The organism is Paenibacillus sp. FSL R5-0928 (genome assembly GCF_037970385.1).
GTDB classification, from domain to species: domain Bacteria; phylum Bacillota; class Bacilli; order Paenibacillales; family Paenibacillaceae; genus Paenibacillus_AQ; species Paenibacillus_AQ odorifer.
Genome location: NZ_CP150225.1, coordinates 4899565 through 4913593 on the forward strand (window position 1 = coordinate 4899565; position 14029 = coordinate 4913593).

At 45.3% G+C, this 14029-nt stretch carries 16 protein-coding genes and 1 riboswitch; of the genes, 2 read left to right on the forward strand and 14 right to left on the reverse strand.

What is annotated here, in order from left to right; genetic code table 11:
- Positions 1–113: 113 nt before the first annotated feature.
- The 14 genes from MKZ16_RS22190 to mscL all read right to left on the reverse strand — a co-directional run bounded on the left by MKZ16_RS22190 (position 114) and on the right by mscL (position 11577).
- Positions 114–872 (reverse strand): pseudouridine synthase, encoded by a 759-nt coding sequence (locus MKZ16_RS22190; RefSeq protein WP_036676166.1) that lies wholly within the window; start codon positions 870–872, stop codon positions 114–116.
- Positions 873–892: 20 nt separating this feature from the next.
- Positions 893–1237: an N-acetylmuramoyl-L-alanine amidase gene (locus MKZ16_RS22195; RefSeq protein ID WP_036676164.1), complete on the reverse strand. Its 345-nt coding sequence runs from the start codon at positions 1235–1237 to the stop codon at positions 893–895.
- A gap of 60 nt (positions 1238–1297) precedes the next feature.
- On the reverse strand, positions 1298–1831 hold the full coding sequence (locus MKZ16_RS22200) for a spore maturation protein (RefSeq protein WP_036676158.1): 534 nt from the start codon (positions 1829–1831) through the stop codon (positions 1298–1300).
- A 7-nt stretch (positions 1832–1838) separates the two neighbouring features.
- The gene (locus MKZ16_RS22205) at positions 1839–2504 is read right to left on the reverse strand and encodes a nucleoside recognition domain-containing protein (RefSeq protein WP_036676157.1); all 666 of its coding nucleotides are present in this window, start codon (positions 2502–2504) and stop codon (positions 1839–1841) included.
- 36 nt (positions 2505–2540) lie between these two features.
- Positions 2541–3740, reverse strand: coding sequence for a D-alanyl-D-alanine carboxypeptidase family protein (locus MKZ16_RS22210; RefSeq protein ID WP_178420405.1), 1200 nt, complete (start codon positions 3738–3740; stop codon positions 2541–2543).
- Positions 3741–3990: 250 nt separating this feature from the next.
- Positions 3991–4479, reverse strand: coding sequence for a GerW family sporulation protein (gene ytfJ / locus MKZ16_RS22215; RefSeq protein WP_036676154.1), 489 nt, complete (start codon positions 4477–4479; stop codon positions 3991–3993).
- An 89-nt stretch (positions 4480–4568) separates the two neighbouring features.
- Positions 4569–5276 (reverse strand): DUF2953 domain-containing protein, encoded by a 708-nt coding sequence (locus MKZ16_RS22220; protein ID WP_076101497.1) that lies wholly within the window; start codon positions 5274–5276, stop codon positions 4569–4571.
- Between the two features lie 181 nt (positions 5277–5457).
- Positions 5458–6060, reverse strand: coding sequence for an SMC-Scp complex subunit ScpB (gene scpB, locus MKZ16_RS22225; protein WP_036676149.1), 603 nt, complete (start codon positions 6058–6060; stop codon positions 5458–5460).
- On the reverse strand, positions 6029–6820 hold the full coding sequence (locus MKZ16_RS22230) for a segregation/condensation protein A (protein WP_036676147.1): 792 nt from the start codon (positions 6818–6820) through the stop codon (positions 6029–6031). Before MKZ16_RS22230 ends, scpB begins: the two co-directional genes overlap by 32 nt.
- A gap of 136 nt (positions 6821–6956) precedes the next feature.
- A complete protein-coding gene (ribE, locus tag MKZ16_RS22235; protein WP_076104483.1) occupies positions 6957–7424 on the reverse strand; it encodes a 6,7-dimethyl-8-ribityllumazine synthase in 468 nt (155 codons plus the stop codon).
- Between the two features lie 36 nt (positions 7425–7460).
- On the reverse strand, positions 7461–8714 hold the full coding sequence (locus MKZ16_RS22240; protein ID WP_051490904.1) for a bifunctional 3,4-dihydroxy-2-butanone-4-phosphate synthase/GTP cyclohydrolase II: 1254 nt from the start codon (positions 8712–8714) through the stop codon (positions 7461–7463).
- A gap of 62 nt (positions 8715–8776) precedes the next feature.
- A complete protein-coding gene (locus MKZ16_RS22245) occupies positions 8777–9445 on the reverse strand; it encodes a riboflavin synthase (protein ID WP_076104433.1) in 669 nt (222 codons plus the stop codon).
- A 54-nt stretch (positions 9446–9499) separates the two neighbouring features.
- A complete protein-coding gene (gene ribD / locus MKZ16_RS22250) occupies positions 9500–10600 on the reverse strand; it encodes a bifunctional diaminohydroxyphosphoribosylaminopyrimidine deaminase/5-amino-6-(5-phosphoribosylamino)uracil reductase RibD (RefSeq protein WP_076104432.1) in 1101 nt (366 codons plus the stop codon).
- A gap of 219 nt (positions 10601–10819) precedes the next feature.
- Positions 10820–10993: riboswitch (FMN riboswitch) on the reverse strand.
- Between the two features lie 188 nt (positions 10994–11181).
- Positions 11182–11577, reverse strand: coding sequence for a large-conductance mechanosensitive channel protein MscL (mscL, locus tag MKZ16_RS22255; RefSeq protein ID WP_036676141.1), 396 nt, complete (start codon positions 11575–11577; stop codon positions 11182–11184).
- A gap of 459 nt (positions 11578–12036) precedes the next feature.
- Here mscL and MKZ16_RS22260 point away from each other — a divergent pair, with 459 nt between their 5' ends.
- Positions 12037–12747, forward strand: coding sequence for a response regulator transcription factor (locus MKZ16_RS22260; RefSeq protein ID WP_076104431.1), 711 nt, complete (start codon positions 12037–12039; stop codon positions 12745–12747).
- Positions 12744–13847 (forward strand): HAMP domain-containing sensor histidine kinase, encoded by a 1104-nt coding sequence (locus MKZ16_RS22265; protein ID WP_076104430.1) that lies wholly within the window; start codon positions 12744–12746, stop codon positions 13845–13847. The genes MKZ16_RS22260 and MKZ16_RS22265 overlap by 4 nt, the downstream gene beginning before the upstream one ends.
- Positions 13848–14029 lie beyond the last annotated feature (182 nt).

Here is a 14029-nt window from a genome sequence, read left to right on the forward strand (position 1 = left end):
GCCCCCTTCTGTGACGCAACTCATACTTATGTTGTAAGGTGTGAACATCCTATGAACATTATAGCGAATTTCGTCACAGCTTTAGGGGGTTTAATTGTGAATATTCTGTGTCTTTATGACTCTTTACGTGGAGTTCTTTCTTTAAGCAATCCTGCTTTGGCAATTTGCTGCAGATGGTTAATTTCATCCTTGGTCAAATGACGGTATGAGCCACGTTTGAGATTTTGCAGCATAATATCCCCGAATGAAATCCGTTTCAGACGGAGTACGGGGTGTGAAATCGCATCAAACATGCGTCGTACCTGACGATTACGTCCTTCGTGAATCGTGATGCTGATTACCGCTTCTTTATTTGCTTCATCAATATCCTTGTACTCTACTTCCGCAGGCGCTGTCATGCCATCTTCCAGCTTAATGCCAGCTTTCAACTTGTCCAATGCAGTACCATGCGGTATACCCTTGACCGTAGCATGATACGTCTTAGGTACATGGTGCTTCGGATGGGTTAGCAAGTTAGCAAAGTCCCCATCATTTGTCAGCAGCAGCAAACCTTCCGTATCGTAATCGAGCCGGCCTACAGGGTAAACCCGTTCAGTAATTCCTTTTAGGTAGTCAGTTACAACCTTACGACCCTTTGGATCGGAAGCGCTTGTGATAACTCCCTTAGGTTTGTTGAACATAATATAGATTTTGTTCTCGCCCCGGATCAGTCTACCGGAAACTTTAATAATATCTGTTGCGGGGTCCACCTTCGTGCCAAGCGTAGTTACGAGTTCCCCGTTGACTTCCACTTTACCGGCCAAAATCATTTCTTCACACTTACGTCTGGACGCCACACCGGCCTGCGCCAAAATTTTCTGTAATCTTTCCATATTCGACTAGTCACCTCAGATCAATGATAACCATCAGAGGGATAAATCACAAGTTCATTCCAAGGAAAAAATGCTCCTGGGCAGGAATTATTGTGGGGTTCGATGATTAAAGGGGAGATTTGGTAGCGTTCTACTAATTCTAAAACGAGTTTAGCCGTTGCAAAAAGCTGCTCCTTCCTTCCGGATATTGGAGGATCGCCCACTTCCTTACCAAAATCACCTTCCAAACAAATATGAATATACTCCGGATCTGTCAGTAGCGGTGCTGCATAAATTGCGCCATCCACTCCTACCCAGAAGTCAAAACCTTTACCGTTAATGGATGTACAGCTAGAATGATGCAGAATAAAACCTTTATAGTTCATTGCGGAATGCCCCCCTCCACATTGCTGCAATAGCATATGTTCAGGGGGGCAATGGGGTGACTATCCAAATAATAGCAGACACACAGCGATCGCAGCGACAAAGCCGACAACATCGGAGAACAGGCCAACCTTAAGCGCATAACGGCCATTCCGTACGCCTACAGCTCCAAAGTAAACGGTCAAAACATAAAGCGTTGTATCTGTGCTCCCCTGTATGGTGGAAGCAATCATACCAATTAAAGAATCCGGGCCATGCACACGGATCAGATCCGTAGTGTAGGCAAGCGACCCAGTCCCCGTAAGCGGCCGCAGAAGACCAAGCGGCAATACTTCGGCAGGAACACCAAGCCCACGCAGGGCAGGGGAAATGAAACCCATGAAAAAGTCCAGCGCACCAGAAGCGCGAAAAACACTGATCGCAACCAGCATCCCCACAAGATGGGGAATAATCGCAATTGCCGTGCCAAACCCATCTTTCGCGCCTTCAACAAAGGATTCGTAGACTGGCACTTTGCGCGTAAAAGCATAGAGCGGGATGAACGTGATCATGACCGGAATCGCCCATGCCGATATGAGACTGATGAACTGGTACAAATCACGTTCACCCTTTCAATGAGGAATTAGGGAGTGTTGTCTTCGTCAAAGGAGGAACCCCAGACTTTGCTGAAGGGGGCTTCGGCGGTTTGCGCAGTAAAGTCAGCCTTCGGAAAAACCGGTCTGCCGCAATCGCTGCAAGTGTCGCCACGGCCGTTGCTGCAAGTGTTGTACCTACTATGCCTGCGGGATCGGCTGAACCATAGTTTAACCGGATGGCAATCAGTGTGGCTGGGATAAGCGTAATGCTTGCTGTGTTAAGTGCTAGAAGAGTACACATGGCTGGTGTGGCGGTCTCTTTATCAGGGTTGAGCTTTTGCAGCTCCTGCATCGCCTTGATGCCCATTGGCGTTGCGGCATTGCCTAGTCCCAGCAGATTAGCACTCATATTGGAGAGAATATATCCAATGGCAGGATGCCCTTTCGGCACATCAGGAAATAAAAAAGCTACGACAGGGCCAAGCACCTTGGCAATCTTTTTAAGCAAACCTGCATCTTCTGCTATCTTCATGATTCCAAGCCAGAACACAAGCACACTGATTAAGCCAAAACTTACCGTTACCCCACTCTTGGCTCCGTCGAATACGGCGGCTGTAAACTCATCCATTCTGCCGTTAACGGCGGCGAACAGAAAACCGATGATGATCATTCCTAGCCAAATCCCGTTAATCATGGATACGCCTCCTTCTTCATTCATCAGCCCATTTTCTTATTTCGAACTCGCTCCCATTTCAAATAGAGCTTTCAGCGCACTGCCCAGCGCCTGGAACCAATTGTTTGCCGGATAAGACTGGGCTAGTGTGGGACTATACTTTTTCATATAAGCAGATTGCTCAGGAGGCAGATTCTCAGGAGTATACACCGGCACGCGGCCTATTTCTTTTCCGCCCAGCTCCAGCACAAGCGCCCCTTGCAATCCAAAATTTGCTCGCGTAGCTTCAGCTGAGACCGTTTCCTTCTGATTCAAAACAAGTTTCGTGATCACTCTATTTTGTTCACCTTGTCCAAGTGGATAAGCAAAGGTTTTGGAGGTTACAAAGTTATAGCCCGTCACGGCATCACCACGTTCGATCAGTGTTTTGAGCGGATAGTGATTAAACCCGAAGTTTAGCAGGGAAGCATGATCATTCCAGTCATCGCCGTCATTTATAGTAACTGCAACAAGCTGCTGGCCGTTTCTGGTGGCAGAGCTGACAAGGCAGCGCAGTGCTTTTTTGGTATAACCTGTCTTTACACCGTCCGCTCCCTCGTATAAATACAGCATCTTATTTTTGTTTCTCCATTTGTAATCCCATTTCTCATTTGGATTGTCTGCAGTTTTCTCCTGCGTCTTCACAATTTCTTTAAATACAGGATTATGAAGAGCATAAGCGGTCAGAACAGCCAAGTCGTTGGCACTTGAATAATGCCCTTCAGCGTCAAGACCATGGGGATTAGCAAAATGAGTATGGGTTAGCCCTAGCTCCTCAGCCTTAGCGTTCATCAGGTATACAAAACCTTCTTCAGAACCACCGATATGCTCTGCGATCGCCGTTGCTGCATCATTCCCTGAGCGCAGCATCAGGCCATACAGCATATTTTCCAGCGTCATCTCTTCTCCCTGCTGCAAGTAAATAGAAGAGCCTTCTTTCGCATAGGCATTTTTTCCTACTTTGACTTTAGAGGCTAAATCACCATTCTCAATGGCGACGAGGGCGGTCATAATTTTGGTCAAGCTGGCAATAAGCATAGGCTCATCCCCACGGCTGCTGTACAAAATACGCCCGGATTCCACATCAATCAGTGCCGCTGCTCTTGCATGTGTAGAGATAGAGCTGTTCTCGGCCTGAATTGAAGATAGCGGCGCCAGAAGCAGCAGCGAAAGGCACAATATTAAGGCGAATGGCCATTTACGGGTTATTGTCTTCATGTTCATCCTCCGGCTTCTTATCGGATCTTAAGTAAAAGTGTTTATGTTGTACAAGTGTATGCGGACCAGCCTTAGGGTATGTCCACTCCTTGGGATGTTCCACACAAAATATCCCCACAATGTGAGGCCTTGCTTCGATATTTTTTCAGGTAATTTGCGGGGACCAAAATATACTTTCTGATACGTCAAAAAAGGGACACCGCCTGATGTATGGCGATATCCCCGAGGCTATTTGTAGAATTATGTGTACCTAATGAGTTGAAGATTGAGATGTACTTGGATCGGTTTTAACAGGTGCTGCTGCTGGTGTGGCAGGTGTTGGCGGCGTTTGAGCTGCAGCATTGCTGGTTTGGAACATGGTTTGAATTTTGTCGATGAGCCCTGGTGTTGCGTCGATGATTTTTTCGAATAGGTGAGTTTGATTGTCCAGAGGGACAATATTCACTCCATCCTTACCTACCACTAAAAAAGCGATCGGTCGAATGGAGACGCCTCCCCCGCTACCTCCACCAAATGGAAGCATTTTGACTCCACCTTGGGAGCTTGAACCACTTATAGAATCTTCTACTCGATAATCACTACCACCAGCAGCAAATCCAAAGGCAACTTTACTGATAGGCAGGATGATGCTGCCGTCAGGAGTTTGTACTGGATCTCCGACAATGGTATTCACATCTACCATGCCCTTGATATTTTCCATCGCTGTTTGCATTAGGCCTTGAATAGGATGGTCGCTCATATTGTTTCCTCCTTTAATTGAGTACGATTTCTCTTTCTTCTACAGCGTATATCATCCCCACTTCCGCCCATTTGTATGTAACTTTCATTTTAAACTTTCCCATGTGGCTCCTGACGCATCTGTTTCAGCAGATTTCTCCAATGGCCGATCCCGCCTTTTTCACGCAAGACACGCCGAGATAGCCGCATTAAGGCATACAAAGTATAGCCGACTGAGATTTTCCCCTTACAGACAAACTCCATTGCAAAACAAAGCTCATCTTCAAAAACAGGCTTAACAAAAATTCGAGGGTGCTGCTGCAATTTCACCCACTGTGAAATAAAACCAACAATACTCCACTTCAGGCCCCAAACCGCTCCCGATGCGGTCGCAGTATCTGCTGCATCACCAAGAGAGAAATCCGTAGACCAATCGAGCTTTGATATTTTCACATGAGCTACAGTCTCTTTTAACCATTCCTTCAACCCGCGTGTAGATTTTACAGCTTGGTTAACATTGTCGCGCCAGTGCATTACTCTTTCTTTATCGAATATCTCTTCTTTTACGGTATCTACACCTGTCGTCGCAGTCCCTGTCTCTTTAAACTTTCCCCACACACCCTGCTCCAATCCCTTAAAAACCAATTGGGGAAGTTCATAGTGAAGCTTTATCAGACCAAAAAGAGAGGTAATATCTAATTCGAGCAGGTCATTTTTTCCATGTTTATAACACCGTATGCGGAAATCGATAGATGAAGACAGGACCAGGATCAGTGCCAGCACAAGCAAAACGAGGGGAATTGCAAGCCATAACGTCACGTATTTACCTCCAAGAAACCTTAATAATGGGAACCTTTGGTTTAGTATGGCAATTTAAGCTGGAAAAAATTCGGGGTTTGCATAAAAAATATGAGCTTAAATAAAAATAGGGACTGTCCCAAACCACATAAATGGTTTAAGGGCAGTCCCTTCAATACAATTATTAGCGTTCTCGTACGAACTAAGGCAGCTCGACATCCTCAAACGTCATTTGAGTATCCAGCTTATTGAACAATAGCTGCGTCTCTTCTTCCAAATTATCCGTGGACTCAAAGTTTGTTGGTTCCGGCAGATCCTTTAGACTGGCAAGACCAAAGCTCTCCAAGAAGGATTTAGTCGTCCCGTACAGAATTGGCCGGCCTACCGCTTCCGCACGACCAACCTCATGAATCAAATCCTTGTTATTCAGCGTATGAATTGCACGTTCCGACTTCACACCCCGGATCTCTTCAATCTCCACCCGCGTAATCGGTTGGCGATAAGCCACGATTGCGAGAGTCTCTAAGGCAGCCTGAGACAAGGTTGATCTGGATGGTGAATAGGCCAGACGCTCAAAATAGTGGGCATGATCAGGCAATGTAGCCAGCCGATAGTTCCCGGCAATTTGCACTACCTGTAAGCCCCGCTCCTGTGCTACATAATCTTCTTTCAGTTCCTCTAATGCTCCGGCCGCAAGCTCTGGGCGCTGTTCCGTAATTTCAGCCACTTGGCGCACAGAGATTCCTTCATCCCCTGATAGAAACAGCAGACCCTCAATAATCGATTTCAGCGTTTTGTAATCCATTGAAGTGTTCTCCTCCTCTCCACTCCATTACGATGTCATCAAACAATTTCTCTTGGTAGCAAAAAATCGCCTTCATTTTCATCAGTTCCAGAATCGCAAGAAAAGTAACTACGATTTCGTGCCGTGCCATTTCATCGTGAAGCAGTGCCGAGAAATGCAACTTACCGCCTGTTCCTCTGCGCTGCAGCGCATCTGATACATCACGTATACGATCTTTTACCGATATTTCATCCCGGGTGATCCGCTGGTAAGAAGACCTTCTGGCAGCCTTACTTAGCGCTTTACGAAAAGCGGCTATTAAGTCTGAGGTATGTAGTCCTTTTAGCGTTTGATCAATCTCTTCTGGCACGAATGGACCCAAATCCTCAGGCTCCTTCGTAAAAATCAAGCTCCGCTCGCTCTCCATATCCATTAGATGTACAGCAATACTCTTGAACTTACGATACTCAATCAGTCGCTGAACAAGTTCAGCTCGTGGATCAAATTCATCCTCTTCGTAATATTCAAAATCATCGATCTCAATGACCGGTGGTTTGGGCAGCAATAGCTTGCTCTTTATAGATAAAAGGGTAGCGGCCATCACGAGAAATTCACTCGTAATATCCAATTCAAGCTCCTGCATGCTACGCAGGTATTCCATATACTGTTCGGTGATCTCGGCGACCGGAATGTCCTGGATGTCGATTTCCGCCTTATCAATTAAATGCAAGAGCAGATCCAGCGGACCTTCAAACGTCTCCAGCTTGTACAATACAGTCACGAAGCATCCTCCCGCCAAAAAAAGTAAAGTGCAGCGCCCGTCTGGACGCTACACAAGTAGAAAGGGCTCTTATAATCCATGCTTTCTTCTTATACTATAAATAAGCACGAATTCGACTGATTCGTCAATAGCTGACTTACTTAAACAGTTTGTTAAGATTCGCCATTTCAATCGCAGCAGTCGCAGCATCCCAGCCTTTATTGCCTGCTTTAGTTCCTGATCGCTCGATGGCCTGTTCAATATTTTCAGTAGTAACTACGCCAAAGATGGTCGGCACGCCGGTCTTAAGATTGATAGCGGCTACTCCTTTGGCAACTTCATTACATACATAATCATAGTGTGTAGTGGAACCACGGATAACCGTTCCTAAGGTAATTACAGCGTCGTATTTGCCGCTTTCAGCCATTTTTTGCGCGATCAATGGAATTTCAAATACCCCTGGAACCCAAGCAACATCCACTTCATCATCACCGGCACCATGGCGTTTAAAGGCATCGAGTGCACCTGACAAAAGCTTGCTGGTAATAAATTCATTAAAACGTCCTACAACAACTCCGTATTTTAACCCCTCAGAAACTAAGTGTCCTTCTAAATATTTCGGCATATCCATCATCTACCCTTCGTTTTTTATAATGTATGGTTAAGCTTTCGAATCCTCATTTTGTTCAATATCGTCAAAAGACAGCATATGTCCAAGCTTCGCTTGCTTCGTGTGGAGATAGTTGGTGTTGTCCTTGTTCTCCGGCATTTGTATCGGCACGCGCTCAACGACTTCCAATCCATAACCCTCCAGCCCTTTGATCTTACGTGGGTTGTTCGTGAGCAGACGGATTTGGCGCACACCCAGATCCTTCAGAATCTGTGCTCCAATTCCATAGTCACGCAGATCTGCTGGAAAACCAAGCTTTAGATTCGCATCTACAGTGTCAAGTCCTTCCTCTTGCAGCTTGTAAGCCCGAAGCTTATTGATAAGGCCAATGCCTCTGCCTTCTTGGCGCATATAGAGTAACACGCCCCTTCCGGCAGTTTCGATCTGCCGCAGTGCAGCTTCAAATTGCGGGCCGCAATCACAGCGATGGGAGTGGAATACATCACCAGTCAGGCATTCGGAATGTACACGTACAAGCACTGGCTCATCGCCGGAAATATCGCCTTTTACCAAAGCTACATGCTCTTTATCATCGACTTCATTTGTATAAGCAATGGTCTGGAAATCCCCAAAATCGGTAGGAAGACGTACTGAAACCTCGCGAGTAACGAGTTGTTCTTTTTCATTGCGATAATGAATAAGATCCTTGATACTGATCAGCTTAAGATCATGCTTGCGGGCAATTTCGATTAGATCAGGTAAGCGGGCCATTGAGCCATCTTCCTTGATAATCTCGCAAATGACACTGGCTGGATAAGCGCCACACATCCGCGCTAGATCAACAGCAGCCTCCGTATGTCCGGAGCGGCGCAGAACGCCACCTTTTTTCGCAATCAGCGGGAACATATGCCCCGGTCTGCGGAAATCAGCAGGTTTCGCTTTTGGATCGATCATGGCCTTAACGGTCAAAGATCTTTCCCCCGCAGAGATCCCAGTGGTTGTATCAATATGGTCAACAGATACGGTAAAAGCCGTACCGTGATTATCGGTATTGTGGGTTACCATGGCTTGCAGTTCAAGTTCTGCCGCACGCTCCTGGGTAATAGGCATACAAACCAATCCACGTCCCTCAGTAATCATAAAATTGATGACCTCTGGTGTCGCCCGTTCAGCAAGGGCTATAAAATCCCCTTCATTCTCACGATCTTCATCATCCACTACAATGATGACTTTACCGCGCATTAAGTCATATATTGCATCTTCAATCGGATCCAAGACACTTTCCTTTTTCGATTGCTCGCTCATGATCCTATCCTCCTAAAAGCTTTACGAAAGATTATTCCCTTCTTCGTAAGCAAACTCTTTATTTAAACAAACCCGTTCGCCGCCAAGAAATCATGACTAATCCCGGAGCTGCTCTCGCCTTCCTCATCCTGGGCGGCTGAGCCATAATGCAACAGATGATCTACATATTTGCCAAGTACATCACACTCGATATTCACACTATCCCCGGCCCGTTTGTGCGTCAGTACTGTTTCCCCTAACGTATGCGGAATAATGGACACTGCCAGCGATGAGGCCGTAGTCTTCACTACAGTTAAACTAATGCCGTCGATCGTGATCGATCCCTTAGGGATAATATATTTAAATAGTGATTTACGATCCGGTGCAATCTCGAATACGACAGCATTTTGATCACGTTTTACACTCTTAATAATGCCAGTGCCATCAACATGTCCTTGAACAATATGTCCTCCAAAACGCCCGCCAGCTGCCATCGCTCGTTCCAGATTCATCCGGCTGCCGGGCTTCAGTTCCTTCAGGTTGCTATTCCGGTAGGTCTGCGGCATTACATCCACTGTAAAGGAATGATCGCCCAAAGTTGTCGCCGTGAGGCAAACCCCATTGACGGACACACTGTCACCGATTTTTAGATCATCCATGATGACCGAAGCGGCAATATTCAGCACCATCATTTCCCCACCGGCGGAGACACTGCGCAAAACACCAACCTCTTCAATTAATCCGGTGAACATGATATCCCTCCTAAAAAGCATTACTTCCTCAAATTCACTTCGTTTAAAACTTTTTTAGCGTACCGGAGTACCGCTGATACATACATTATCTCCTAGCACTTTTACTTCCAATCCTTCAAGTGAGATCGCATCCTTCATCAGCTCTACACCCGGGAATACGAAAGTCCCTTTCGCTTCTGCACCACCACCGACAATTTTTGGAGCGAAGAAGAGAATCACACGATCCACTAGCCCGCTTTCCAGCATCGCACCGTTCAGCGTTCCCCCGCCTTCAAGCAAAATAGAGCCAATTTCCATTTCGCCAAGGGATATCATGGCCGCCTTCAGATCCACTCTTGGACCTGCTCCGCACACAACGATTTGAACACCTGCTTTCAGCAGTGCAGCCTTCTTAGCAGGATCTGCAGCATCGGTTGTTACAATAAGAGTAGGCGCTAGGCCATCACATACAACTGCCGAATCCAGAGGAATACGTAGCCCGGAATCAATGATGATCCGCGTCGGGTTAATGCCAGGCACTTCTGTTCTTGTTGTCAGAGAGGGATTATCAGCAATCACTGTATTCACACCGACCATGATGCCCTGATGCCGATGCCGCAGCGTATGTACGATCTCCCGCGCTTCCCCATTCGAAATCCATTTACTGTCACCAGATTTGGTAGCCAGATTGCCATCAAGCGTGCTAGCACTCTTCAGCGTAACAAAAGGTTGTTTTGTCAAAATATATTTGATAAAACGCTCATTCAATCGAAACGCGCGATCACGCAGCAAACCAACTTCGACCTCAATCCCTTGGTCACGCAGCATTTGGATTCCTCTTCCTGCCACCTGAGGGTTCGGGTCTTCACAAGCAACTACAACCCTAGCTACCCCTTCATCGATCAGCCTTTGGCTGCAAGGTGGAGTTTTTCCATAATGGCTGCACGGTTCTAGTGTGACATATGCCGTACTGCCCTGTGCCTGCCCAGCTGCCATATTCAAAGCGTGCACCTCGGCATGCCCCGTACCGCGCTGCAAATGAGTTCCGAGTCCAATCATTGCTCCATTCTTCACCACAACGCAGCCAACAACAGGGTTAATTCCCGTTTGCCCTTGGGCACGTTCGGCCATGTCCAATGCTAGCGACATATAAAACTCATCATTCATGTTCTCCATCTCTTCCTCCTATCCACTGCTGTCTATTCTTAAGCTAAAAAAAACAGAAAAACCCATCTCATTCTCCAGGAGGAGTTCAAGATGGGTTATGCGAGAGTTAATCGGCAGTCCAAATAAAAGTGTGCTTAAATAGCCGTCAATCGACGGGTATTGTGAAATATCGCACATAATTATATGAAAACACTGCGATCCGCCAGTCCATTGCAGACAAGCGGTCAACCTCTCCTTCTTCCATCCAGACTATACTGTCGGTCCCGGAATTTCACCAGGTCCACCGTTCGCGTCAACAACGCGAGCCGGGTAGCGGACTGAGCACTGTAGATGAACTTAATAAGTTACTTCTACAACAGCATCACCGCCGGTAGGGAATTACACCCTGCCCTGAAGGATTGATCCTTTATTTAATTGAGGTTCAAGTTTTCCTTACTAACAAAATTATCACTTACACCAGCGAAATGCAAGTGCGTTTATTATATTTACTTAAAATTTGTAACTAGATTATAGATTGTACTGAGTTTATAAAAGGAAACCAAGAAGCGCCAGGACAAGGACTCCTGGCGCTTCTTGGTTATATTTCATGATTACAAACCACGTTCTTGTTGTTTCAAAAGATCACGAATTTCCGTAAGCAGCACGATATCCTCTGCAGGTGCTGGAGTCTCCACCACTTCAACTTTAACGGCTTCTTTGCGCTGAAATTTATTGGCCAGCTTGATAACCAGAAAAATGGAAAATGAAATAATAAAGAAATCCACAACCGATTGTAAAAATAGTCCATAAGGTATTTTCAGGTCCGTACTGACTTCAAGCACCCGATCCTTCAAATCTATCCCACCAGTAAGCAAACCTGCAATTGGCATAATAATGTCATTTACTAATGAAGTTACAATCTTTCCGAATGCAGCTCCAATAATGACCGCAACCGCTAAATCAAGAACATTTCCTTTCAAGGCAAAAGCTTTAAATTCCTTCCACATATTCCAAATTACCCCCAACATATTTAATTTGAAATTATTATAGCATAGTAGCTTCCTAATTCTTAAGACTTGTTAAGAAACTATTAAGTTTCCCTTTACTTTTATCTGCCAGCGTTGTTAAGAAGTCTCCTGTTAAATAGGATTTAAGCACTACAAGAAAGGAAGATTTCTATCATGACAACTCTTAAAAAAGATTCCAGAACTGCATGTTAGGGGCATGGCTGGGAATGTATTATCCACAGATCAAAACATGGATTGAGGCACAGCGATCAGAGCAAGCTAAAAGAAAAAACAAACTGGCATAATGCTGTGGGCGATTTGGTCTTTTATTCCACTAATTTATGAGCTGCTATACAGTTCCTTTGCCTTCACCGGTCTTCAAATGAGGCTTCCAAACAAGAAAATGTTGTATACTTCTTATAGCAAGATTGCTTTACAAGCAAGAAAGGACGCTGAGAAATGCACAACGCAACGCTGCTATTGGTGGACGACGAAGCCGAGATTATTAAACTAATGCAGATCTATCTGGAGAACGAGGGCTATCGGCTGTTAACTGCCAGAGACGGGCTGGAAGCACTCGAAATTATCAATAGAGAGACTATAGACCTAATGGTTCTTGATATCATGATGCCTAATATGGACGGCATTGAGGCTTGTATTAAAATTCGTGAGACGCAAAAATTTCCGATCATCATGTTATCTGCTAAAGGGCAGGAACTTGATAAAATCACCGGACTTAGCGTAGGTGCAGATGATTATGTTACGAAACCTTTTAGTCCGCTGGAGTTAGTTGCCCGTGTTAAATCCCAGCTGCGCAGAACTCGAAATTACATGGCAGATCTAAACGCCAGACAGGATGAAATCATCATTGATGGCTTGGTTATTAATTCGGTTACGCATGAAGTTAGTGTGGATGATCAGCCAGTTAAACTTACCCCGCGAGAATTTGCGATTCTAGAGCTGCTCGCCCGTAATAGAGGACAAGTCCTAAGCATGGAGCAGATCTACGCCAAAGTATGGAAAGAACAATTCCTGGAAAGCACCAATACACTCATGGTGCATATTCGTAAAATCAGAGAAAAAATAGAAGAAGATCCGCGTAAACCACAATACTTAAAAACAGTATGGGGCGTTGGCTACAAACTGGAAAAAGGAGGTCCTTCTAGTTGAACTTTAAACGATTCGATACCCTATCCTGGAAAATAGTTGGCTTCAGCTTAACAAGCCTAGCACTCACCGCTTTAATCTTAATGAGCAGCTATTATGGCACTTCACTATTGCTGTGGTTAAATCCTTCGCGCTCCTTTTGGGGAGTCAGACTCATTCTCTGGGTGATCAATACAATTGGATCGACGCCAGTTGTAATTCTTATAGGGATTCCTTTATTTATTTTTTTCATCCTAAAACTGTCCAGAAATACAACTAAGAATCTTCATAACATTACGAGCGGAGTTCAGGCCATTGCGGATGGCAATTTGTCTTTCAAAGTGCCGGTATCAGGTACGGATGAACTCGGAAAGCTCGCTGAAAATATGAACACAATGGCTGGCAAGCTAAAATCTGCTATAGAGGAAGAACGAGCCGCTGCAAAAGCCAAAAATGACCTAATCACAGGTGTGTCCCATGACCTCCGAACCCCACTAACCTCTGTTCTCGGATTCCTTGAATATGTGGAGAAGGATCGTTATAAAAACGAGGTTGAGCTGCGTTATTATGTGAATATTGCCTATGAGAAATCTCTGACTCTTAAAAAGCTAATCGACGATTTATTTGAATACACACGCGTCAGCAGCAGCGGATTACCGCTAAATATTGAGCCTGTAGATCTCGGAAAGCTGCTCGAACAGCTGATTGAGGAATTTGCACCCGTACTGGAACAAGCAGATATGACCTACCGCATTCATACGGATACAGCTCCTCTGATCATCAACGGAGATGCGGACGAGCTGGTGCGATTGTATGAGAACCTATTTACCAATGCCGTAAGATACGGAAAGGAAGGAAAAATTCTAGACATTTCTGTTGTTAGAAAAGACGATAGAATAGTTGCTGTATGTACGAATTATGGTACTCCTATCCCTGCATCCGACCTCCCCCACTTATTTAAACGCTTTTATCGTGTCGATAAATCCCGCTCCCGAGAGACAGGCGGAAGTGGCTTAGGGCTCGCCATAGCCAAGAGTATTGCAGAACTTCACGGCGGAACCATTACAGCCAAAAGCACACGCAAACAAACTGAATTTGAAACCTCTTTCCCTGTGAGCGAATGATGCTTGCAGGGATTTTTCGTACAATCTCATCCATTAAGAAAATGATAAGATTTCATAACATAAAGCCTTAAGATCTCTGACTTATAGTGATTTCATACCAACTCTGCTATAAGTGAGGAATACCTCTAATATTATTATCCATCTTATTTAACTATGCTAGGGGCCATTTCATTCATACCGCG

Excerpts from the sequence above, each read along its gene's own strand:
- MKZ16_RS22190 (WP_036676166.1), bottom strand. The coding sequence starts at position 872 with ATGGAAAGATTACAGAAAATTTTGGCGCAGGCCGGTGTGGCGTCCAGA.
- MKZ16_RS22195 (WP_036676164.1), bottom strand. The coding sequence starts at position 1,237 with ATGAACTATAAAGGTTTTATTCTGCATCATTCTAGCTGTACATCCATT.
- MKZ16_RS22205 (WP_036676157.1), bottom strand. The coding sequence starts at position 2,504 with ATGATTAACGGGATTTGGCTAGGAATGATCATCATCGGTTTTCTGTTC.
- MKZ16_RS22210 (WP_178420405.1), bottom strand. The coding sequence starts at position 3,740 with ATGAAGACAATAACCCGTAAATGGCCATTCGCCTTAATATTGTGCCTT.
- ytfJ (WP_036676154.1), bottom strand. The coding sequence starts at position 4,479 with ATGAGCGACCATCCTATTCAAGGCCTAATGCAAACAGCGATGGAAAAT.
- scpB (WP_036676149.1), bottom strand. The coding sequence starts at position 6,060 with ATGGATTACAAAACGCTGAAATCGATTATTGAGGGTCTGCTGTTTCTA.
- ribE (WP_076104483.1), bottom strand. The coding sequence starts at position 7,424 with ATGCCGAAATATTTAGAAGGACACTTAGTTTCTGAGGGGTTAAAATAC.
- MKZ16_RS22240 (WP_051490904.1), bottom strand. The coding sequence starts at position 8,714 with ATGAGCGAGCAATCGAAAAAGGAAAGTGTCTTGGATCCGATTGAAGAT.
- MKZ16_RS22245 (WP_076104433.1), bottom strand. The coding sequence starts at position 9,445 with ATGTTCACCGGATTAATTGAAGAGGTTGGTGTTTTGCGCAGTGTCTCC.
- ribD (WP_076104432.1), bottom strand. The coding sequence starts at position 10,600 with ATGGAGAACATGAATGATGAGTTTTATATGTCGCTAGCATTGGACATG.
- mscL (WP_036676141.1), bottom strand. The coding sequence starts at position 11,577 with ATGTGGAAGGAATTTAAAGCTTTTGCCTTGAAAGGAAATGTTCTTGAT.
- MKZ16_RS22260 (WP_076104431.1), top strand. The coding sequence starts at position 12,037 with ATGCACAACGCAACGCTGCTATTGGTGGACGACGAAGCCGAGATTATT.